The organism is Streptomyces iranensis (assembly GCF_017874715.1).
In the GTDB taxonomy this organism is placed as follows: domain Bacteria; phylum Actinomycetota; class Actinomycetes; order Streptomycetales; family Streptomycetaceae; genus Streptomyces; species Streptomyces iranensis.
The window spans coordinates 1-21,453 of sequence record NZ_JAGGLR010000019.1; the positions used below are offsets into that span (position 1 = coordinate 1).

Consider the following 21,453-nt stretch of genomic DNA (forward strand, 5'->3'; position numbering starts at 1 on the left):
CCCAGGGTGCGTTTCTCTCCCAACGGCCACGCCCTGGCAACCCTCACCTCCAACGGCGCCCGCGTCTGGAGCACCGACGCCGACTACGTCGCCACACGCGTCTGCCGCCTCAGCACCGAGCACCACTGGGCACAACTCCTCCCCGACCAGCCGGTAAAGGACCTGTGCCCAGCATGATCAGCCACCCCAGTTCTTCACGGGACACGCCTCGGCTCGCCGCCACGGCAATGACGCCAGCCCCTGGGGTGAGAGCAACCTGATTGATCAGAGCAGCTCAGGCGGGCTGCCAAACAACTCCGCGACGGGTGAACTCGGTGATGTCCCGGCTGCGGTTGTGGCACCGCAGCCCGGGATGGCAGTCCCACTCGCCGTTCGAAGGAGTCGCAATGACCCGTTCCAAGCAAGTCCTTACCGCATGCGCGCTGGCTGTAGGCGTGCTGGGTGGTGTCATGAACCCCGCTCTGGCCAACAACCACGGCACCATGGCACCAGCCGACAACCACGCAACCGCCATGGCCAAGGAACGGAAGACCGGAGGCGTCCACATTCAGCGGACCATCGCCAAGAAGGCCAAGAACGTCCGTGGCAAGCCGCCCCGGAAGGCGGTCTGCATATCGGTCCACCGGCCCGGCGGCAGCCCGACCTACGGCAAGGCCTGCTTCCAGCCGCACGGCGACCGGTTCTGGATCAAGGACAAGCGGTCCGACGGCTTCCACATCAAGACGCTCGCCATGCCCCGCGGCAACACCCAGACCTGGTACGAGTGCAAAGACCTCAAGGGGAAGCGCGCGGGCTGGACGCGGTGCGGCTTCTCTAAGTCGATGAAGGAGAACACTGGGATCGTCTTCTGGGTCCTCGCCATGAAGGGCGACAAGACGATGGGCCAGAGCCGCCAGGCGCCTGCCAGGAGCTGAGCGACCGAACGGATAGGATCTCTTGGTGACGCCGAGGGCGGCAGAACGCCCCGAGCACGCCAAGGGGTCCACCCAGTTTCCCGTCCTGATATGCACTTGGGTGTGCGCAACCAAGAGCGGCCTCCCACATGGGGCTTGCTTTGGGACCCGCGGGGCCGGATCCCACGGTAAGCACCATCATCGACAGCCGTTTCAGCAGGTCAGCTGGGTCAGGCGGGTCACGTGCCGGGATTCGTCCACACAGCTGGTGGACGTGCCCACACGCAGAACACCCCCCTTCCCTGCGTTTCCGCAGGTCAGAGGGGTGATTCGAGCGGTAGCGGTGGGATTTGAACCCACGGAGGAGTTGCCCCCTCACGCGCTTTCGAGGCGCGCTCCTTCGGCCGCTCGGACACGCTACCGAGGGAGAGCCTAGCGGACGGGTGGCCGGGAACCGAAATCGGTTCCGGGTCCGGCCGTGCGGTGGGGCTCAGGGCTTGCGGAAGAAGGCGGTCAGGGGGGCCGCGCACGCCTCCGCCAGGACGCCCGCGATGACCTCGGGGCGGTGGTTGAGGCGGCGGTCGCGGACCACGTCCCAGAGGGAGCCGACCGCGCCGGCCTTCTCGTCCACGGCGCCGTAGACCAGCCGGTCGAGGCGGGACAGGACGATCGCGCCAGCGCACATCGTGCACGGCTCCAGCGTGACCACCAGGGTGCAGCCGGTCAGTCGCCAGCCGCCGAGGTGGTGGGCGGCGGCCCGGAGGGCGAGGACCTCGGCGTGGGCCGTGGGGTCGCCGTGGGCCTCGCGCTCGTTGCGGCCGCGGCCGAGTACCGAGCCGTCCGGGCCCAGCACGACGGCGCCGACCGGCACATCTCCCGTCTCGGGTGCCCGCACCGCCTCCTCCAGCGCCAGGCGCATCGGTTCGCGCCAGGGGTCGCGCAGGGGGTCGGGGTCGGCTCCGGACAGGAGGCCGGTCAGCGGATCGGTCATGACATCAGTGTGCGGCGGTCAGCGCACCGCCTCCAGCCCCTCCATGCTGCACCCGAGCATTTCGGCGATCGATTCGAGGGCGTCCCCGTCGAGGGACTTCAGCTCCTTCTCGTCCATGCCGAGGTCGGCCAGGATGTCGGCGTCGCCGAGCGGGCCGATCGGGACCGGGGCGTCGTCCGCGTCCTCGTCGTCCCGGTCCGGCTCGCCGTCCTCGGTGCCGTCCAGGTCGACCAGGCTGTCCAGATCGTCGTCGGGGTCCCGGCCGAGCAGCTCGTCGGTGAGCATCGAGCCGTACGAGGTGCGGGCGGCCGCTGCCGCGTCCGATACGTAGATGTGCGGGTCGTCCTCGCCGTCCACGCGGACGACGCCGAACCACGCGTCTTCGTGCTCGATGAAGGCCAATACCGTGTCGTCGTCCTTGGAGGCCAGACGGGCCAGCTCGATCAAGTCCGTCAGGATTTCCACGTCATCGAGCTCTGTGTCGCTCGCTTCCCACCCTTCTGCGGTGCGCGCGAGCAATGCGGCGAAGTACACCGTGACTCTCCCACTGGTCATAGGCGTGCCGGGGGCGGGCGGGACAGTGTCCCGCCCCAATCGGAATCGTGGCAGAAACCGTCGCTTCGCGAGAGGTCTTCCACGCTGCGTCGTGCACCAGTCCAAAGAGATGTGGCTCACGCGGACGGAATCGAAACGCGCGGAAACCGTCTCCGGCGGTTCGGCGGGAGCCCACCAGAGCTCACCAGGAGAACGTCCGCATGTGTATCGCCCGGCGCATCCGGGCCGCGCGGGCCTGCCGGGGACGCACCTGGTTCCGTACCGCTCGGGCCTCGTTCAGCGCGCGCAGGAAGCGGTCGCGACGGCGGCGGCGGTCCGCGGCGGTTTCCCTCGCGGTCGCGTCGGCCATGGTCACTCACTCCTCGGGGCCGAGGTATCGCCCGGTGGGAGCCCGAGCGCTGTTGCCCACTTTCCCCCGAATCTGAGGTTTGATGCCAGTACGGCGGCAGACGGTCGAGCGCGGGGAGGCGCACCGAGGGCGTCACCGGCGGGAGCCGGGCTCCGGGGGCTCGGTTAGTGTCGTTGCCATGCGGATCCACGTCGTCGACCACCCGCTGGTGGCGCACAAACTCACCACGCTGCGCGACAAGCGCACCGACTCCCCCACCTTCCGGCGGCTCGCCGACGAGCTGGTGACCCTGCTCGCGTACGAGGCCACGCGCGATGTGCGCACCGAGCAGGTCGACATCGAGACCCCGGTGACGGCCACGACCGGGGTACGGCTGTCACATCCGCGCCCCATGGTCGTGCCGATCCTGCGGGCCGGTCTCGGGATGCTCGACGGCATGGTGCGGCTGCTGCCCACCGCGGAGGTCGGCTTCCTGGGCATGATCCGCGACGAGGAGACGCTCCAGGCGTCCACCTACGCCACGCGGATGCCCGAGGACCTCTCCGGCCGTCAGGTCTACGTCCTGGATCCGATGCTCGCCACCGGCGGGACGCTCGTCGCGGCGATCAGGGAGCTGATATCGCGGGGCGCCGACGATGTGACCGCGCTGTGTCTGCTCGCGGCGCCCCAGGGCGTCGAGCTGATGGAGCGCGAGCTCGCCGGGGCGCCGGTGACGGTGGTCACCTCGTCCGTCGACGAGCGGCTCAACGAGCAGGGGTACATCGTGCCGGGGCTCGGCGACGCGGGTGACCGGATGTACGGGGCCGCGGGCTGAGCCCACGCCCTTACGGGGTGCCCGGCGGACCACGCGGCGGAGCCGCGTATCGACGCTGCCGGGAAGGGGCGGGGAGGGGAGCGGCTCGCGGCGGGCGTCACGATGCGTCGGGCGGCACTCCCTGGCGGCGGGTCGAGTCCACTCTCAGCGGCAGGGCGATCCGGAGGGCGCGGGCGAGGGCTTGGCCAGGGCGGCCAGCGCCTTGTCCGCGTCCTTCTGCTCGACCAGGTCCTTGAAACGGTTGCCGATGATCAGGTCGATGTCCTTGTCGTCGCGCGCGTCGTTCTTGGTCTGGGCGCCGGCGAGCTGCGTGCCGAGCACATTGAAGGCCCCGTCGCCGGCGCCGGGGGCGCCGAGCAGTATCCCGGTGGCCTTGACCTTCTTGTCGTACTGGGTCGGGGCGTTGCCCACCTTCCCGATCTTGAAGCCGCGCTTCTCCAGCTCCTTGGCGGTGTCCTTGGCGAGGCCGGAGCGTGTGGTCGCGTTGTAGACGTTGACGGTGATCTGGGAGGGCTTCGGCAGCTTCCCGCCCGTACGGCCGTGCCGACCGCCCTGGCCGCCCTGGCCGCTGTCGGACCGGCCGGACTTGGCGTTCTCGTCGGGGTGTTTGTCGCCGCGCTCGCAGTCCCCGGTGCCGTGTGCCGCGCGGACCTTCTGGCCGCCGCTGTCACCGGAGAAGACGTCGATGAGCTGAAGTGTTCCCCACCCGACCAGGCCGAGCGCCAGAACCGAGCCGAAGGCGGTGAACATCAGCCGCCGGCGGCTCCGGGGCCGGCTCATCCGCGGGTAGCGATCGCCCGTAATGCGGTACTTTCCGCCCATGCCGGGAGGGGTCAGCATGCTCATGTGCGCAGCGTAGTGCGGCCAGGTGGCGATGCCTACTAAATGATCAATGGTTGGTGCTCAGACCAACCCGAAAGGGTCAACGGAGATCGGAAGTCGATCAACGGCGATCGGTCACCGGGGGCGGGGGGCGGTCAGCCCTCGAGCTCCAGGACGCGCGCGTGCAGCACCTGGCGCTGCTGGAGCGCGGCGCGCACCGCCCGGTGCAGCCCGTCCTCCAGATAGAGGTCGCCCTGCCATTTCACGACATGGGCGAAGAGGTCCCCGTAGAACGTGGAGTCCTCGGCGAGCAGCGTCTCCAGGTCGAGCTGCTGCTTCGTCGTGACCAACTGGTCAAGACGTACCGGGCGTGGGGCGACATCCGCCCACTGGCGGGTGCTTTCCCGGCCGTGGTCGGGATAGGGCCGACCGTTTCCGATGCGCTTGAAGATCACACGGAAAGCCTACCGGGCAAGCCCCTCCCGGCGCAGCCAAGGCGCCCGAGTGCCGGGCCGGAGCCGGGCCCCGCCACACCCGGAAAACCGGAGAAAATACGCGAAAGGGGCTAGGCGCTCATGGGTGCTCGGAGTAACGTAAATAACAGCCTGCGGGGCGAGCGAGGGAGCTCGACCGGAGAGGCGCTCATGACAGAGGACGTCAGTCCCCCGAGAGAGCGTCTTCTAGATGGCCGGGCTGAGAGGCTCGAAGGTCGGGGAGACCTGAGAGCGACCTCCAACACCTGATACGGACAATGCCGCCGAAGGGAGCCCACCTCGCAGGTTTTGTCCTACCCGCGCACCATGGCCTCATGGCTTTTCCCCAGCGCCCGCCGGGCCCACACGGTGCGCCGGAGCCGCGGCGCTGTCTGGTCACCGGGGCCACCGGCTATATCGGCGGCAGGCTGGTGCCCGAGCTGCTGGCCGCGGGGCATCAGGTGCGGTGTGTGGCCCGCTCGCCCGAGAAGCTGCGCGACCAGCCCTGGGCGGGACGGGTGGAGACCGTACGCGGCGATGTGACCGACGAGGAGTCCGTGCGCGCCGCCATGGAGGGCGTGGACGTCGCGTACTACCTGGTCCACGCGCTGGGCACCGGATCCGGCTTCGAGGAGACCGACCGCCGCGCCGCCCGGATCTTCGGCGAGCGGGCGCGGGCCGCGGGGGTGCGCCGGATCGTCTACCTCGGCGGGCTGACCCCGGAGGGTGTTCCCGAGCGCGCGCTCTCGCCCCATCTGCGGTCCCGGGCCGAGGTGGGCCGGGTGCTGCTGGACTCCGGGGTGCCGACGGCCGTGCTGCGGGCCGGGGTGATCATCGGCTCGGGCTCGGCCTCGTTCGAGATGCTGCGCTATCTCACCGAGCGGCTGCCGGCGATGGTGACACCCCGCTGGGTGCGCACCCGCACCCAGCCCATCGCCGTCCGCGATGTGCTGCGGCTGCTGGTGGGCTGCGCCACGCTGCCGGACGAGGTGCACCGGGCCTTCGACATCGGCGGCCCCGACGTCCTCACCTACCGCGCCATGATGCGGCGGTACGCGCGGGTGACCGGGTTGCGGCGGCTGATCGTGCCGGTGCCGGTGCTCACCCCCGGGCTGTCCAGTCTGTGGGTCGGCCTGGTCACCCCCGTACCCGGCGCCATCGCCCGCCCGCTGGTGGAGTCGCTGCGCCATGAAGTGGTGTGCGCCGAACGGGACATCACCCGCTATGTGCCGGACCCGCCGGGCGGGCCGCTCGGCGTGGACCGGGCGCTGGAGCTGGCCCTGCGGCGGATCCGCGACGCGGAGGTGGCCACCCGCTGGTCCTCCGCCGCCACCCCCGGCGCCCCCAGCGATCCGCTGCCCACCGACCCCGACTGGTCGGGCGGCAGCCTCTACCAGGACCGCCGCGAGCGCGCGGTGGACGCCTCGCCGGGGGACGTCTGGCGGGTGGTGGAGGGGATCGGCGGGGAGAACGGGTGGTACTCGCTGCCGCCGGCCTGGGCGCTGCGCGGCTGGATCGACACCCTGGTGGGCGGCGTCGGGCTGCGCCGGGGCCGCCGGGACGCGGCGCGGCTCAGAGTGGGGGACAGCCTCGACTTCTGGCGGGTGGAGGAGGTCCTGCCGCCCCGGCTGCTGCGGCTGCGCGCCGAGATGCGACTGCCGGGCCTGGCCTGGCTGGAGATGGTGGTCGACCGGGACGCGCGGGGCGGGGCGGTGTACCGGCAGCGGGCGCTGTTCCATCCGCGCGGTCTCGCCGGGCATCTGTACTGGTGGTCGGTCGCGCCGTTCCACGCGCTCGTCTTCGGCGGTATGGCCCGGAACATCGCCGCGCGGGCCGAGAGGGGCGAGGCCGGGACGGGCAGGGGCGGGAAGGGCGCGGCCGGGACGAGAGCGTCCGCGTTCCGCGCCCGGTGAGCCCTTCTGCCGGCCCCGCCGGTCCGGGGCGCGTGGACCCCGCGGTCGGCCCCGCCGGTCCGGGGCCGCTGAACCCCGCCGTCACCGGGACCCGTTCGGGGAGCGGTTCCGGGATCCGTTCGGGGAGCGGTTCCGGGATCCGGGGCGGTTCCGGGATCCGTTCGGAGACCCGCTCGGCCGCAGCCCCTCGAAGGCGAGCGGCAGATGCCGCGGCCCGCGCAGCACCGCGTTGCGCCGGTAGGTCGGCGGGTCCTCCAGCAGCCGGGGCTCGTCCAGCCGGCGGGCCAGCTCGGTCAGCGCGATCTGCGCCTCCAGCCGGGCCAGCGGGGCGCCGAAGCAGCTGTGGATGCCGCTGCCGAAGCCGAGGTGCTGGTTGTCCCTGCGCTGCGGATCGAACCGGTCGGGGTCGGGGAAGCGCTGCGGATCGCGGTTGCCCGAAGCCAGCAGCAGCCAGACGGACGCCCCCCGGGGGATGGTCACCCCCGCGATGTCGATCTCCGAGAGCGGGGTGCGCCGGGGAAGCATCTGCACCGGCGGATCGAACCGCAGCAGCTCCTCCACGAGCGGGACGACCAGATGCGGATCCTTGCGCAGCCGCGCGAGCACATCGGGGTTGCGCAGCAGGGTCAGCATCCCGTTGGTGATCAGGTTGACGGTGGTCTGGTGCCCCGCCACCAGCAGCAGCGCGGCGGTACTCAGCAGCTCCACCCGGCTCATCCGGCCCTCCGGGCCCTCCCCGCCGACCAGGGCCGAGAGCATGTCGTCGCCGGGTGCGCGGCGGCGCTCCTCGATCAGCTCGGACAGATATGTCGCCAGTTCCGTACGGGCCTGCCGGGTGATCCGCCGCCGCTCGGCGGCGTCCGCCTCCGGATCGGGGTCCGGACCGACGGCGAGGGTTTCGGCCCAGGCGTGGAAGCGCGGCTCGTCCTCCCGTGGCACCCCGAGCAGCCGGCAGATCACGGTCACCGGGAAGGGGTAGGAGAAGTGGTCGACGAGATCGATCCGGTCCCGCCCCTCGAAGCCGTCGATCAGCTCGCCGACGATACGGGTGAGTTCACCGCGCATCTCGTGGAGCCTGCGCGGGGTGTGCGGCGGGCCGAAGGGCGCCGTCGCGAGCCGGCGCAGCCGGTCGTGTTCGGGCGGGTCCAGCCTCAGGAAGCTGGGCGGCAGCCCCGGGTCGTCCTCCTCGGGCAGCTCCGAGGCGGCCTTGGGGTCCAGGTTGCGCGCGTCGGAGCTGAGCCGGGGGTCGTGCAGCAGACCGTGGATCTCCCAGTAGGTGGAGACGATGTACGGTCCCTCCTCGTCGTGCACCACGGGCGTCTTGCGCAGCTCGGCGTAGATCGGGTACGGGTCGGCTCGATGGGCGTAGTCGGTGATCTGCCGTACGAGCGAGCCTTGCGTCTGCGTCATGGCTGAGTGCGTTCCTTCGTCGGGGTCGTCCCCCTGCTCAGCATCGGTGAGGCGGCCCGGACCCGCGCGTACAGCCAGGCCAAAGGGGCGAACGCACGACCGTGGCCCGCTCGCTACGATGGAGCGCCGCGCGCCGGGCGCGTGCGGTGGGGAAGGAGACGGTGTGACGGACCACGACCGGACCGGTGGGCCCGGCTGGCCCCGCCGCCCCCGTCGGCGTGGCCAGGGCGAGCTGGAAGCGCAGGTGCTCGCGGCGCTGAGCCGGGCGCCGGGGCCGGTGACCGCCGCATGGGTGCAGGAGCGGATCGAGGGCGAGCTCGCCTACACCACGGTCATGACCATCCTGTCCCGGCTGCACGCCAAACAGGCCGTGACCCGTGAGCGCGCGGGCCGCTCCTTCGTCTGGCGCGCGGCGTCGGACGAGGCGGGGCTCGCGGCGCTGCGGATGCGCCGGGTGCTGGACGGCCAGGATAACCGCGAGGCGGTCCTGGCCAGCTTTGTGACCGGGCTGACCCAGGACGACGAGCGACTGCTGCGCGACCTGCTGAGCGACGTGGCGGAGGAGCCGGAGGACTGACCGATGGGCGTCTTCGTCTTCCTCCCGCTGGTTCTGCCCCTGACGGCGCTGCCGATCGCGCGGCTCGCCGAGCAACATCTCCATCCGCGCACCGCCACCCGGCTGCTGACGCTCGTCGGCACCGTCCTCGCGGTGTGCTCCACGCTGTGCCTCGGGCTGCTGATGGTCGTCGGCACGGCGCAGCTGCCCGGCAACCCGCTGCCGGACAGCTGGTCGGACCCCGAGGTACGGGCGGCGGTGCCCTTTGACGTGGTGGCCGGGAAGGCGGCGATCGGCGCGCTGGGGGCGGTGGCCGTCTCCTGCACGGCCACCTGTCTGCGTCACGGCCGGGTGCGGCGGGACGCCCGGCTCGCGCTCGCCGGGCTGCCGGAGTCGCCGGTCGCGGTGCTGCCGGACGGCAGGGCGTACGCGTACGCCCTGCCCGGAACCTCGGGGCGAACCGGGAAGCCGGACCGGATCGTCGTCTCCACCGGGATGCTGGACAGCCTTGAGCCCCGCGAGCGGTGGGCGCTGATCGCGCATGAGCGCGCCCATCTGACCGCGCACCACCACCGCTATCTGCTGGCCGCGCAGCTCGCGGCGCGGGCCAACCCGCTGCTGCGGCCGCTGCGGGCCGCGGTGGACTACAGCGCCGAGCGCTGGGCGGACGAGGAGGCGGCCCAGGAGGTCGGCGACCGCCGGGTCACGGCGCGGGCGGTCGGCAAGGCCGCCCTGGTCTCCCGGGGTACGCCGGGGTCGGCGCTCGCCGGGTTCGCCGCGCCGGGGCCGGTGCCGCGCAGGGTCGCGGCGCTGCTGGAGCCGGTGCCGCCGTCCCGGCGCTGGCCGCCGACGTGGACGGCGGCGGGGCTGGCCCTGTGGATCGCGGCGGTGGGCACCGCCGCGTCCGCGCTGTCCTCGGCGAACGCGGCGGTCGCCCTGGTCCTCGTCCTGCACGCCGCGACCCCGCTGTAGCTCCAGGTCGCGCCCTTACGGCCGGCGGGGTGGCCGTAAGGCTGCGGCTTACGCCCTACGGCTTTCCGCTTCGCTTCGCCTTACAGGTCGAACTCGGCCGGCGGCAGCTCCAGCGTGAAGCACGCCTCGCGGACCATGGCCTGCTCGGTCTTGTCGAAGTCGCCGTCCGCGCCACCGATGACGATGCCGATCTGGATCACGGCGCGTGCCTCGGCGGGCTTCTTCTTGGCCTTGGCGACCTCCTGCATCACGCTCACCTTGCCGAACTCGAAGTCCGTGGTGAGCTTGTTGACGTAGTCGTTGAAGCGGCGCTGCAGATCGTCGGCCGGGAAGTTCTGCAGCACCTCGTTGGAGGCGATCAGCTGGGCGACGCGCTGCCGCTCGGACGGGTCGACCGAGCCGTCCGCCGCCGCCACCAGGGCACACATCGCCATGCTCGCGTCGCGGAAGGCGCCGCTCTTCAAGTCGTTCTTCTTCGAGTTGAGCTGAGTCTGCATCGTCTGGGCGGACTCCCTGATGCGGTCCCACAGGGCCATGGCCACTCACACTCCATAGGGTCGTTAGGATCTACAGTTGTGTAGAAGCTAGCAGGCGGGGTCGGTCAAGGCCGGGCGGATCGGCCCCTCTTCATCACTCTGTGAACTGATCGGAGAGGTAAAGAAGTTCCCAAGTTGAGGAGGTGGCGGATGCGCTGGGCTGGACGTAAACCCTTGTACGCGAGAGCTGAGCCTTTTGGGGCGCGAACTCGCGAGCGCCACTATGGTGCGTGGAATGTTCCACTCCACAACCCTCCGCCGAAACTTGAAAAGAGGCCGGATTTTCCCCGCAGGTTCCCCGGGAGGGCGTATGTGATGAACGTCTCGCACTTACTGCCGACACTGCCCGCGCGGCCCGCACCGGTATCCCCGCCGCCCAAGGCGGCACCGGCTCCGTCCTCCGCGCCGAAACAACGTGACGCGTTCTTCGACAACGCCAAATACCTGGCAATCGTGCTGGTCGCGATGGGCCATGCATGGGAGCCCCTGCGAGGCGGCAGCAGAGCGGCAGCCGCGCTCTATATGACCGTCTACACGTTCCATATGCCGGCGTTCATTCTCATCTCCGGGTACTTCTCGCGGAATTTCGATCTCCGGCCGGACCGGCTCAAGCGGCTGATCACGGGTGTCGCCGTTCCGTACGTCCTCTTCGAGGTCGCGTACACCTTCTTCAAACGGTGGGCGGACGACGATCCGTCCTATCCGGTCAGTCTGCTCGACCCCTGGTATCTGACCTGGTTTCTGATCGCGCTCTTCGTCTGGCGGCTGACCACGCCGCTGTGGCGGATCGCGCGGTGGCCGGTGGCGCTGGCCCTCACCGTCGCCGCGCTCGCCGTCTGCTCACCGAATATCGGTGACGACCTCGATCTGCAGCGGGTGCTGCAGTTCCTGCCCTTCTTCGTGCTGGGGCTGCACATGCGGCCGGAGCACTTCCGGATGATGCGGCGGCGCGAGGTCAGATGGCTGTCGGTGCCGGTGGTCGCGGCCGCCGTGGTTTTCGCCTACTGGGCCGTGCCGCGGATGAACCCGGCGTGGTTCTACCGCCGGGACAGCGCGCAGGAGCTCGGTGCGCCGTGGTGGGTCGGGACGGTCATGACGTTCGCCCTCTTCGGCTGCTCCATGGTGCTCACCGTGTGCTTCCTCGCCTGGGTGCCCCGGCGCCGGATGTGGTTCACGGTGCTCGGCGCCGGGACGCTGTACGGCTATCTGCTGCACGGCTTCCTCGCCAAGGGCTCCCGCTTCTGGGACTGGTACGACCACCCGTGGCTGCACCGGCCGCCGGGGGAGATCGCGGTGACGGCGGTGGCGGTGGCCGTGGTGACGGCCTTGTGCGCGCCGCCCGTGCAGCGGGCGTTCCGGTTCGCGATGGAGCCGCGGATGGAGTGGGCCTTCCGGAGACGCGACGGATGATCGGCGCCCCTTGCCGGCGGGCGGTACGCGGCAAGGGGTGCCGGTCACGGGAGCGCACTTGTGTGACTAATTGGGCTTTCGGATAGGCCGGTTGTGGCATGGGTAGCCCGTAGCCGACCCCGGTCCGTAGCCGGATGACGACTACGGGCCACCGTCGCACGGAGAGGTGTCGGCCCAGCAGTGACACAGCCCTTTCGACTCCCCGACTTCTACATGCCGTATCCGGCGCGGCTGAACCCCCATGTCCAGGCGGCACGGGAGCACTCCACCCGGTGGGCCCGCGAGATGGGCATGCTCGAGGGCTCGGGGATCTGGGAGCAGGAGGATCTCGACGCCCACGACTACGCCCTGCTGTGCGCGTACACCCACCCCGACTGCTCCGACGCGGAGCTCTCGCTGGTCACGGACTGGTATGTGTGGGTGTTCTTCTTCGACGACCACTTCCTGGAGACGTTCAAGCGCTCCCAGGACCGTGAGGCCGGTAAGGCGTATCTCGACCGGCTGCCCGCCTTCATGCCGATGGACCCGGCGGCCGGGACCCCCGAGCCCACCAACCCGGTCGAGGCGGGGCTCGCGGATCTGTGGGCGCGGACGGTGCCCTCGATGTCGGCGGACTGGCGGGCGCGGTTCCGGGAGAGCACCGAGAACCTGCTCAACGAATCGCTCTGGGAGCTCTCGAACATCAACATCCACCGGGTCCCCAACCCGGTCGAGTACATCGAGATGCGCCGTAAGGTCGGCGGCGCGCCCTGGTCGGCCGGGCTGGTGGAGCATGCCGTGGGGGCCGAGGTACCGGCGGTGATCGCCGGGTCGCGGCCGATGCGGGTGCTGCGGGACGCCTTCGCGGACGCGGTGCACCTGCGCAACGACCTGTTCTCGTACCAGCGGGAGATCGAGGACGAGGGCGAGCTCAGCAATGGCGTCCTGGTGCTGGAGACGTTCCTGTGCTGCGCCACCCAGGAGGCGGCCGACTCCGTCAATGAGCTGCTCACCTCACGGCTGCAGCAGTTCGAGGACACCGCCCTCACCGAGCTCGGGCCGCTCTTCGCCGAGCACGGCCTGGACCCGGCGGTCTGCGCCGGGGTCCTCGCCTACGTCAAGGGGCTCCAGGACTGGCAGTCCGGCGGCCATGAGTGGCATATGCGCTCCAGCCGGTACATGAACGGCGCGCACGGTGCGGGCGGCCCGGACGGTGCGGAGGGTGCGAACGGTGCGGACAAGGCCCCGGTGTGGTCGCCCTTCGCGCTCAGCGGCCTCGGCACCTCCGCGGCCAGCCTGCCGCTGACCACGGGCCGGGCGGAGGCGGCCCGGACCCGCAGATTCAGCCATGTCCCGTTCCAGAAGACCGGGCCCTCCCTGCTGCCGGACTTCTTCATGCCGTTCACCCTCCGGCTCAATCAGCATCTGCCCACCGCCCGCGACCACCTGGCCGACTGGGCACATCGGATGGGCATCCTCGGACCGCAGCCCGGCATCCCCGGTTCGCATGTCTGGGACGAGCGGCGGATGCTCGCCGCCGACCTGCCGCTGTGCGCGGCCGGTATCCACCCGGACGGCTCCCCGGACGAGCTCGATCTGGCGTCGGGCTGGCTGGCGTGGGGCACCTACGCGGACGACTACTACCCGGCGGTCTTCGGCCGCACCCACGACCTGGCCGGGGCCCGGGTCTGCAACGCCCGGCTCGGCGCGTTCATGCCGCTCGACGCGGGCCCCACCCCGGCCCCGGCGAACGCGCTGGAGCGGTCGCTGGCCGATCTGTGGAGCCGTACGGCGGGCCCGATGGAGGACTCGGCGCGCCGTGAACTCCGTAAGGCCATCGAGAACATGACCGCCAGCTGGCTGTGGGAGCTGGCCAACCACACGAAGAACCGGATCCCCGACCCGGTCGACTACATCGAGATGCGCAGGCACACCTTCGGCTCCGACCTCACCATGAGCCTGTGCCGACTGGCGCGCGGACGGCGGGTGCCGCCCGAGATCTACCGCGGCGGCCCGGTCCGGTCCCTGGAAAACGCCGCCATGGACTACGCGACGCTGCTGAACGACGTCTTCTCGTACCAGAAGGAGATCGAGTTCGAGGGCGAGGTCCACAACGGTGTCCTCGTCGTCCAGAACTTCTTCGACTGCGACTATCCGACCGGGGTCGCCGTCGTGAACGATCTGATGACGTCCCGGATGCGCCAGTTCCAGCATGTCGCGGAGCATGAGTTCCCGGTGCTGTACGACGACTTCGGCCTGGGGCCGGAGGCCCGGAAGGCGATGGACGGCTATGTGGAGGAGCTGCGCGACTGGATGTCCGGGATCCTGAACTGGCACCGGGAGGTGCCGCGCTACCGGGAAGAGGAGCTGATCCGCGCCCGCCGGCAGCCGGTGAGGGCAGGGGCCGGGACCGTGCCCGTGACGGGTGCCGGGACCGGAGCCGGGGCCCGGCCGGTGCCTCGGTGGTACGGGCCCACCGGGCTCGGGACCTCGGCCGCGCGGGTGCCGGTGCCCGCCGGAGCCGCCGGAGCACATCCGTAAGGGCCTCCGTAAGAACCTCCGTAAGGACCGTAAGGGCTGTAAGGGCCTCGGGAGCGAGACCTCGGGCCGGCCGGCCCGCCTGTCCACCGGGACAAGGCGGGGCGGCCGCTTGTCGGCCGTCGGGCACGATGCCCGGGGCACGGGGTGGCCTGTTGAATGCCGCGCAGTCCCCTCGCGCCCTGGAGGTACCGCGGCGGCGTCCGCGATGGTGCCGGCCGGGGCGATGTGCGTCGGCATCTCGACCCTGGTGGCGCGGAATCTGCTGCCCGCCCGCCGGGAGGCGGCCCGGATGGCGGTCAACCACAGCGTGGTCGTCCTGGCCATCGGGCTCGCGCTCACCCTCGGCATCCTGCGGCCGGGGCTGCTGGCCGACCTTCAGCTGCTCACGGTGAGCGGCTTCATCCAGATCGTGCCGGGGCTGCTGGCGGCGATCGGCCGTCGGCGGCTGCTGACCGCCCCGGGGGCGCTGGCGGGCCTGGTGACCGGTGAGGCGGTGGTGACCTGGCTGACCCTGGCCGAGGTGGAGACCCACCATGTGAAAGCGGGCCTGGTCGCGCTGGCGGTCAATGTGCTGGTGGCGGTCGCCGTGACGGCGCTCTTCCCCCGCTCGGCCGCTTCCCCAACCATGGATTCCGCCCTTGGAGCCCATGAAGACCATGGAGCCCATGAAGACCGTGGGGTCCGTAAGGGCCCTGGTCCGAAGACCCGGACCCGCGCAGCGATGACCACGAGGAAGGCGAGCGACCGTGACGACGACGGATGACGATCTCTGCTTCAGGACCGCACTGGACCTCAGCGCGCTGCTGCGCTCCCGCGAGCTGTCCGCGCGCGAACTGCTCGAGGCCCATCTGGCCCGTATCGAACGGGTCAACCCGGCCGTCAACGCGATCGTCACCCTCGTCGCGGACCGCGCCCGCGAGACCGCCCGACAGGCCGATGAGCGGATCGCGGCGGGGGAGGAGCTCGGGCCGCTGCACGGGCTGCCCATCGCCCACAAGGATCTCCACAACACCGCGGGCATCCGTACCAGCCATGGTTCGCCGCTCGCCGACGGCGTGCCCGACGAGGACGATCTGCTGATCGAACGGATACGGGCCGCCGGGGCGATCACACTCGGCAAGACCAACGTGCCCGAGTTCGGGGCCGGTTCGCACACCTTCAACCCCATATTCGGCGCCACCCACAACCCGCACGACCTGGGCCGCAGCGCGGGCGGCAGCAGCGGGGGCGCGGCGGCCGCGCTGGCCTCCGGCATGATCCCGATCGCGGACGGCAGCGACACCGGCGGCTCGCTGCGCAACCCGGCCTCGTTCTGCAATGTCGTCGGTCTGCGCCCATCGCCCGGTCGCGTCCCCAACTGGCCCTCCCTGACCGCCTGGGGCACCCTCGGCGTCAAGGGGCCGATGGCCCGTACCGTGGCCGACACCGCCCTGCTGCTGTCCGCCATCGCCGGGCCCGACGCGCGGTCGCCGATCGCCCTGGAGGAGCCCGGCGCCCGCTTCGCCCGCCCCCTGGACCGCGATCTCACGGGGCTGCGGGTGGCCTGGTCGCCGGATCTCGGGGGGCTGGTGCCGGTCGAGCCCGAGGTGGCCGCGGTGGTCGAGTCGGCGGCGGAGGTCTTCACCGGCCTCGGCTGCGTCGTGGAGCGGGCCTGCCCGGACCTGACCGAGGCCGAGGAGGTCTTCCGTACGCTGCGCGCCTCGGTCTTCGAGGTCGCCTTCGGCGCGCTCATGGACCGCCACCCCGACGGGCTGAAGCGGGCGATCCGGGAGAACGCCGAGGAGGGGCGCAAGCTCACCGGCCCGGACGTCGGCCGCGCGGAGGTGCTGCACACCCTGCTCTTCCACCGCGTCCGGGAGTTCTTCGGCCGCTATGACGTGCTGCTGCTGCCGGTGAGCCAGGTGGTGCCCTTCGACGTCGGCATCGAGTACCCGACCGAGATCGCCGGGGTGGCCATGGACGACTATCTGGACTGGATGCGCTCGGCGTATCTGATCAGCTCGACCGGCAGCCCCGCGCTGTCCGTACCGGCAGGGTTCACGCCCGGCGGGCTCCCCGTCGGGGTGCAGATCGTCGGACCGCACCGGGCGGACTTCGCGGTCCTCCAGGTCGGCCACGCCTTCGAGCGGGCCACCGGGCACTGGCGGCGGCGCCCGGCGGGGATCGAGTAGCGCACACCCCTGGATAATCCGTGCCTTCGAGCAGCAGAGTGAACGGCCACGATCCTCAGCCGCCGGGTGCCCGACCGGACGGAGGTGTCCGGTATCCGGGAGGTATCCGGGACCTCGGGAGAGCGGGCGTGGCCGTCACCAGCTCCGGTGGCCAACTCCGCGCGGACGTCGCCGTCGTGGCCACCGGGGCCTGGCTGGACCCGCTGGTCCGCCCGTTCGGGGTCCGGGTGCCGGTCCGGGCCGGACGCGGCTCCAGCTTCAGCGTCCCGGCCGAGGGCGCCCCCACCCGGCCCACCTGTCTGGCCGCCCAGAAGGTCGTCTGCACCCCGCTGGGCGAGGGCCGGGTGCGGGTCGCCGGAATGATGGAGCTGGCCCCCGCGGACCGGCCGGTGGACCCGCGCCGCATACCGGCGATCATCGCGGCGGCCCGTCCGCTGCTGCGGGGCATCGACTGGGAGGCCGGTACGGACACCTGGGTCGGCGCCCGCCCCTGCACCCCCGACGGGCTGCCGCTGATACCTCTCCCCGCCTGCTCATGTTTCGGCTCGGCGGTCCCGGAAACCCGCCGCGGTGCGCGACGCGACAACGTCGAAAGGAGTCACCGATGAGCACCGTGCGGGAGTCCGTCGAGGTTGGGGTTCCGCTCCACACCGCGTACAACCAGTGGACACAGTTCACCGAGTTCCCGAGGTTCATGGAAGGCGTGGACCAGGTCACCCAGGTGGACGATCGCCATAACCACTGGGCGACCTCCATTGCCGGTGTGCACCGGGAGTTCGACACCGAGATCGTGGATCAGCTTCCCGACGAGCGCATCGCCTGGCGCACCACCTCCGGTGATGTCCAGCAGCAGGGTCTGGTCACCTTCGAGCTCCTGGACGAGCGCCACACCCGGGTCAATCTGGCCCTGGTCTTCGAGCCGAGCGGGATGGCGGAGAAGGCCGCGGACATGACCGGGACGCTCGACCGGCGGGTGAAGGGGGATCTGCGGAGGTTCAAGGACTTCATCGAGCACCGCGGTGAGGCGGAAGGTGCCTGGCGCGGCCGGATCTCCCCCGGCTGACCGCGGCGCACCGAACTGAACCGAACCGATCCATAAGCCCGCGAAGGACACGTCCGCGAGGACACGTCCGCGAGGACACGTCCGCGAGGACGAGTCCGCAAGCCCGCGAGGGCGTCGACCGCACCGGTCGGCGCCCTCGCGGGCGTCTCCGTGGAGACCGGATCCAGCGAGATCAGATCTTGCTCATCCGGTCACATCAGGAGCAAGCTGGATATATGGGTGCTCAAACGGCGCCTACGCTGATCTCATCCGTTCAGCGGGCTTTCCGGCTGATGGAGGCGGTGGGCGCGCACGAGGGCGGTGCGCCGGCCAAGCGGCTCGCCCGGGAGACCGGGCTGCCGCTCGCGACCACGTACCACCTGCTGCGGACGATGGCCCACGAAGGCTATGTGTCCCGGCTGGACGACGGCGGCTTCGTGATCGGCGACAAGCTGCGCGCCCTCGAGTCCGGCAGCCGTGAGCAGGCGATGCTCGCCCGGGTCCGGCCCACCCTGGCCGCGCTGCGCGACGAGCTCTCCGCCGCCGCGTATCTCACCTTCTACGACGAGGGCGAGATCCGGGTCGCGGACATCGTCGATGGCCCGCAGGCGCCCCGGGTCGATCTGTGGGTGGGGTGCGAGGACGCCGGACACGCCACCGCGCTGGGAAAGTGCGTGCTGCGCGAGCTGGACGACGACGCCCGCCACGACTATCTCTCCCGCCATCCGCTCGTCGATCTCACCCCGCGCACCGTCACCCGCTCCGACGACCTGCTGCGCCGCCTCGACTCCCCGACCGGAAGTCCCCTGGTCGCGGACCTGGAGGAGTACGCCCTGGGGACGGTCTGCTTCGCGGTGCCGATCTACTACGGGGACCGGCTCGGCTCGCTCGGGATCTCGCTGCGGGCGGACCGGCTGGCCCGGCTGGCGGAGATGGATCCGCACCGTGAGCTGTTCCGGACCCGCCTGGTGCCGACGGCGAGCCGGGTGAGCAGGAACCTGTCGCTCACTATCTGAAAACGCGGGCCTTGCCGAATCTATCGAATCGCTGTTTCTCTGGATGAAGCGGACATCCCCGCCATCCCCCCCGTCATCACCCCCCGTCATCACCCGGTATCCCGCGTCATCACCCGGCATCCCCCGGTATCACTTGCCCCCGTGGAGAGAGAGCAGCGCAGCAGGTCATGTTCCCGGCCCGACTCCGCCCGTACGACCCGGACCAACCGGACAGCGATGGGCTCATAGCCCCCGCGGTCCCCGTCATCATCATCTGTGGTGTGGCCCTGCTCGCCCTCGTGACCTCGGAGGGGCTTGCCTGGCTGCCACTGCTCGCCGTGGGACCGGCGCTCGCCGCCGCCCACTACGGACCGCACGGAGTGATCCGGATCGGGGTGCTCGCCGTGGCGGTGGGCGCGCTGCTGGGCACCCAGGGCGACGAACCGGTGCGCACCCAGGCGATCATGCTGGCCACACCCGCCGCCGTGGCCCTGGCGAGCTGTGGGGCCAGCGCCCTGCGCAGACGCCGTGAGCAGGTTCTTGCCGCCGTCCGCTCGGTCGCCGAGGCCGCCCAGAACGCCCTGCTCACACCGGTGCCCGCCCGGGTCGGCCAATTCCAGGTGGCGGTCCGCTACAGCGCCGCCGCCGCGGAGGCACGGGTGGGGGGCGATCTCTATGCCCTGCTGCCGACCCCGCACGGGGTGCGGCTGATCGTCGGCGACGTACGAGGCAAGGGGCTGCCCGCGGTGAGCACCGCCGCCCTGGTACTCGGCGTCTTCCGCGAGGCCGCCTACGACGAGCCGAACCTGCTCGACGTCGTCGCCAGGATCGAGCGCAGCCTGTCCCGCAACCTGGCGCCCGACGACTTCGTCACCGCCGTGGTCGCCGGGTACCCCAGTGAGGGCCGTATGGAGCTCGTCAACTGCGGACACGCCCCGCCGCTGCTGGTCGGCGAGACCGGGATCATCGCCGTGGAGCCCACCCGCCCGGCCCCGCCGCTCGGCCTGGCCTCCCTGGGCGGCGAACTGCCGAGCCTCCAGGTGGTGCCGTTCGCCGAGGGCGACCAGCTGCTGCTCTACACCGACGGGGTCATCGAGGCGCGGGACCGCGGCCGGGAGTACTTCCCGCTGCTGGAACGGGTGCCGCGGCACATCTGCGACGAGCCGTCCCGCACCCTCGCCTCGCTCCACGACGAACTGCTGTCCCATGTGGGCGGCCGGCTCCACGACGACGCGGCGCTGCTGCTCCTCCGCAAGCCGGTGCTGGGCGCGCTGCGCAGGGCGGTGGATGTGTCGTCGGCGTGAGCGGATGTGCCGTCGGCATGAGCCGATGTGCCGTCGTGACCCGTGGTCCGTATGACCGGCTCCGCGCTTCCGGCGGATCGGCTCAGACGACGCCCTGGGCGGCCATCGCCTCCGCCACCCGTACGAATCCGGCGGCGTTCGCGCCCAGTGCGTAGTCGTCGGGGGAGCAGCCGTAGCGGTCGGCGGTGGTCCGGCACAGGGTGTGGACCTCGGTCATGACGGCGGCGAGGCGGGCCTCGGTCTGGGCGAAGGTCCAGCGCTCGCGGGAGGCGTTCTGCTGCATCTCCAGCGCGGAGGTGGCCACACCTCCCGCGTTGGCGGCCTTACCGGGGCCGAAGAGCACATCGGCCTCCCGGAAGATCTCGATCGCCGCCGGAGTGCAGGGCATGTTGGCGCCCTCGGCCACGGCCATCACACCGTTCTTGACCAGGGCGATCGCACTCTGCTCTGTCAACTCGTTCTGGGTCGCGCAGGGCAGGGCGACCTCGCAGGGCAGCTCGAAGACCGAGCCGCGGCCGGAGAAGACGGCGCCCGGCTTGGCGTCGGCATAGGCGGAGATCCGCTGCCGCCGGACCTCCTTGATCTCCTTGAGCAGGGCGAGGTCGATACCGTCCGGGTCGACCACATGGCCGGAGGAGTCGGAGCAGGCCACCACCCGGCCGCCGAGGGCGTGGACCTTCTCGACGGCGTAGAGGGCCACATTGCCGGACCCGGAGACGACGACCGTAAGGCCGTCGAAATCCTTCTTGCGGGTGCGCAGCATCTCCTGGACGAAGTGGACGGTGCCGTATCCCGTGGCCTCGGTACGCGCGGGTGACCCGCCCCAGGCGACCGGCTTACCGGTCAGCACACCGGCCTCGAAGCGATTGGTCAGCCGCTTGTACTGGCCGAAGAGATATCCGATCTCGCGAGCACCCACCCCGATGTCCCCGGCCGGCACATCGGTGTGCTCGCCCAGATGGCGGTGGAGTTCGGTCATGAAGGACTGGCAGAACCGCATGACCTCGCCGTCCGAGCGCCCCTTGGGATCGAAGTCCGCACCGCCCTTGCCGCCGCCGATGGCGAGGCCCGTCAGCGCGTTCTTGAAGATCTGCTCGAAGCCGAGGAACTTCACGATGCCCAGATCGACGCTGGGGTGGAAGCGCAGACCGCCCTTGTAGGGGCCCAGCGCGCTGTTGAACTCCACCCGGAAGCCCCGGTTGACCTGGACCTCGCCGTCGTCGTCCACCCATGGCACCCGGAAGACGAGCTGCCGCTCCGGCTCGCACAGCCGCTCAACGATCCGGGCCTCCAGATACTCCGGATGCGCGCCGAGCACGGGGGCGAGGGTCGGCAGCACCTCGCGCGCCGCCTGGTGGAACTCGGACTCCCCGGGGTTGCGGTGCACGATCTGCGCGTAGACGGCCTCGATACGGGCGCTGACGTCCATGGGTGCGTGGTGCCTCTCTGTGGGCTTCTGTCTCATATGCCGGTCCTGCGGGGGTCCAGGATCTTGTCCCCGGCGGGGTTCACCATGGCGGCGCGCCCGGGGAGTCGCCCGCGAACCGGGAAGACCGGGAAGACCTGCGGAGATCGAGAGGTGGTGGAGCCAGCTCCACCACCGGGCCGGAGTCCCGTACCCCTCCCGGTCCGGGACCGCGCTCTCTCCCGCCCGCCCGCGCGCGTTTCTAGCGTTCTTCGTGACCGGCGGACCCGTTTGATCCGCCCGGCGTGACGGAGGGGCGGAG

Annotated in this window: 21 protein-coding genes and 1 tRNA gene; 13 read left to right on the top strand and 9 right to left on the bottom strand. The window is 71.0% G+C overall.

All coding sequences use genetic code 11. From position 1 onward, the window contains the following. Positions 1-386: 386 nt before the first annotated feature. Positions 387-914, top strand: coding sequence for a hypothetical protein (locus J2Z30_RS31225; RefSeq protein WP_209468914.1), 528 nt, complete (start codon positions 387-389; stop codon positions 912-914). 314 nt (positions 915-1,228) lie between these two features. On the opposite strand, the gene J2Z30_RS31230 is transcribed toward J2Z30_RS31225, so the two are convergent. The 4 genes from J2Z30_RS31230 to J2Z30_RS31245 all read right to left on the bottom strand — a co-directional run bounded on the left by J2Z30_RS31230 (position 1,229) and on the right by J2Z30_RS31245 (position 2,788). Further along, a tRNA-Ser gene (locus J2Z30_RS31230) sits at positions 1,229-1,315 on the bottom strand. A 68-nt stretch (positions 1,316-1,383) separates the two neighbouring features. Beyond that, positions 1,384-1,884, bottom strand: coding sequence for a tRNA adenosine(34) deaminase TadA (gene tadA, locus J2Z30_RS31235; protein WP_052701468.1), 501 nt, complete (start codon positions 1,882-1,884; stop codon positions 1,384-1,386). Positions 1,885-1,902: 18 nt separating this feature from the next. After that, positions 1,903-2,418, bottom strand: a complete 516-nt coding sequence (locus tag J2Z30_RS31240; RefSeq protein ID WP_044572966.1) for a tRNA adenosine deaminase-associated protein — start codon at positions 2,416-2,418, stop codon at positions 1,903-1,905. A 202-nt stretch (positions 2,419-2,620) separates the two neighbouring features. Then, positions 2,621-2,788, bottom strand: coding sequence for a hypothetical protein (locus J2Z30_RS31245; protein WP_167396655.1), 168 nt, complete (start codon positions 2,786-2,788; stop codon positions 2,621-2,623). Positions 2,789-2,966: 178 nt separating this feature from the next. Between J2Z30_RS31245 and upp the strand changes: the two genes are divergently transcribed. After that, positions 2,967-3,602, top strand: coding sequence for a uracil phosphoribosyltransferase (gene upp / locus J2Z30_RS31250; protein WP_020870138.1), 636 nt, complete (start codon positions 2,967-2,969; stop codon positions 3,600-3,602). A 144-nt stretch (positions 3,603-3,746) separates the two neighbouring features. Here the strand turns inward: upp and J2Z30_RS31255 are convergent, their stop codons facing one another. Beyond that, entirely contained in the window at positions 3,747-4,448 is a 702-nt protein-coding gene (locus J2Z30_RS31255; protein ID WP_044572969.1) for a LytR C-terminal domain-containing protein, read from the bottom strand. A 131-nt stretch (positions 4,449-4,579) separates the two neighbouring features. Beyond that, positions 4,580-4,879, bottom strand: a complete 300-nt coding sequence (locus J2Z30_RS31260) for a type II toxin-antitoxin system VapB family antitoxin (RefSeq protein ID WP_014061825.1) — start codon at positions 4,877-4,879, stop codon at positions 4,580-4,582. Positions 4,880-5,232: 353 nt separating this feature from the next. Here J2Z30_RS31260 and J2Z30_RS31265 point away from each other — a divergent pair, with 353 nt between their 5' ends. Continuing rightward, positions 5,233-6,810, top strand: a complete 1,578-nt coding sequence (locus J2Z30_RS31265) for an SDR family oxidoreductase (RefSeq protein WP_044572973.1) — start codon at positions 5,233-5,235, stop codon at positions 6,808-6,810. A gap of 81 nt (positions 6,811-6,891) precedes the next feature. Here the strand turns inward: J2Z30_RS31265 and J2Z30_RS31270 are convergent, their stop codons facing one another. Further along, the gene (locus tag J2Z30_RS31270) at positions 6,892-8,220 is read right to left on the bottom strand and encodes a cytochrome P450 (RefSeq protein ID WP_044572976.1); all 1,329 of its coding nucleotides are present in this window, start codon (positions 8,218-8,220) and stop codon (positions 6,892-6,894) included. A gap of 163 nt (positions 8,221-8,383) precedes the next feature. Here J2Z30_RS31270 and J2Z30_RS31275 point away from each other — a divergent pair, with 163 nt between their 5' ends. Both J2Z30_RS31275 and J2Z30_RS31280 read left to right on the top strand, forming a co-directional pair. Continuing rightward, positions 8,384-8,797 (top strand): BlaI/MecI/CopY family transcriptional regulator, encoded by a 414-nt coding sequence (locus tag J2Z30_RS31275; RefSeq protein ID WP_044572979.1) that lies wholly within the window; start codon positions 8,384-8,386, stop codon positions 8,795-8,797. A 3-nt stretch (positions 8,798-8,800) separates the two neighbouring features. Continuing rightward, positions 8,801-9,748, top strand: coding sequence for a M56 family metallopeptidase (locus J2Z30_RS31280; RefSeq protein ID WP_044572980.1), 948 nt, complete (start codon positions 8,801-8,803; stop codon positions 9,746-9,748). 80 nt (positions 9,749-9,828) lie between these two features. On the opposite strand, the gene J2Z30_RS31285 is transcribed toward J2Z30_RS31280, so the two are convergent. Further along, entirely contained in the window at positions 9,829-10,284 is a 456-nt protein-coding gene (locus tag J2Z30_RS31285; protein WP_044572983.1) for a tellurite resistance TerB family protein, read from the bottom strand. Between the two features lie 315 nt (positions 10,285-10,599). Here J2Z30_RS31285 and J2Z30_RS31290 point away from each other — a divergent pair, with 315 nt between their 5' ends. The 8 genes from J2Z30_RS31290 (at position 10,600) to J2Z30_RS31325 (ending at position 19,726) form a co-directional block, all read left to right on the top strand. Further along, positions 10,600-11,694 (top strand): acyltransferase family protein, encoded by a 1,095-nt coding sequence (locus J2Z30_RS31290; RefSeq protein WP_044572985.1) that lies wholly within the window; start codon positions 10,600-10,602, stop codon positions 11,692-11,694. A gap of 180 nt (positions 11,695-11,874) precedes the next feature. Further along, positions 11,875-14,214: a family 2 encapsulin nanocompartment cargo protein terpene cyclase gene (locus tag J2Z30_RS31295; RefSeq protein WP_308280140.1), complete on the top strand. Its 2,340-nt coding sequence runs from the start codon at positions 11,875-11,877 to the stop codon at positions 14,212-14,214. A 223-nt stretch (positions 14,215-14,437) separates the two neighbouring features. Next, positions 14,438-14,977, top strand: coding sequence for an SLC5/6 family protein (locus J2Z30_RS31300; protein WP_209468916.1), 540 nt, complete (start codon positions 14,438-14,440; stop codon positions 14,975-14,977). Next, complete coding sequence (locus J2Z30_RS31305) at positions 14,961-16,385, top strand: amidase (protein ID WP_044572988.1); 1,425 nt, start codon at positions 14,961-14,963, stop codon at positions 16,383-16,385. Before J2Z30_RS31300 ends, J2Z30_RS31305 begins: the two co-directional genes overlap by 17 nt. 128 nt (positions 16,386-16,513) lie before the next feature. Next, entirely contained in the window at positions 16,514-16,993 is a 480-nt protein-coding gene (locus J2Z30_RS31310; protein ID WP_052701470.1) for an NAD(P)/FAD-dependent oxidoreductase, read from the top strand. Next, entirely contained in the window at positions 16,990-17,448 is a 459-nt protein-coding gene (locus J2Z30_RS31315; protein ID WP_044572990.1) for an SRPBCC family protein, read from the top strand. The genes J2Z30_RS31310 and J2Z30_RS31315 overlap by 4 nt, the downstream gene beginning before the upstream one ends. A 215-nt stretch (positions 17,449-17,663) precedes the next feature. Then, positions 17,664-18,443 (top strand): IclR family transcriptional regulator, encoded by a 780-nt coding sequence (locus J2Z30_RS31320; RefSeq protein ID WP_044572993.1) that lies wholly within the window; start codon positions 17,664-17,666, stop codon positions 18,441-18,443. Positions 18,444-18,610: 167 nt separating this feature from the next. Continuing rightward, complete coding sequence (locus J2Z30_RS31325) at positions 18,611-19,726, top strand: PP2C family protein-serine/threonine phosphatase (RefSeq protein WP_078956794.1); 1,116 nt, start codon at positions 18,611-18,613, stop codon at positions 19,724-19,726. 82 nt (positions 19,727-19,808) lie between these two features. Here J2Z30_RS31325 and gdhA read toward each other — a convergent pair whose 3' ends face one another. Beyond that, positions 19,809-21,155: an NADP-specific glutamate dehydrogenase gene (gene gdhA / locus J2Z30_RS31330; RefSeq protein ID WP_044572995.1), complete on the bottom strand. Its 1,347-nt coding sequence runs from the start codon at positions 21,153-21,155 to the stop codon at positions 19,809-19,811. Between the last annotated feature and the right edge of the window lie 298 nt (positions 21,156-21,453).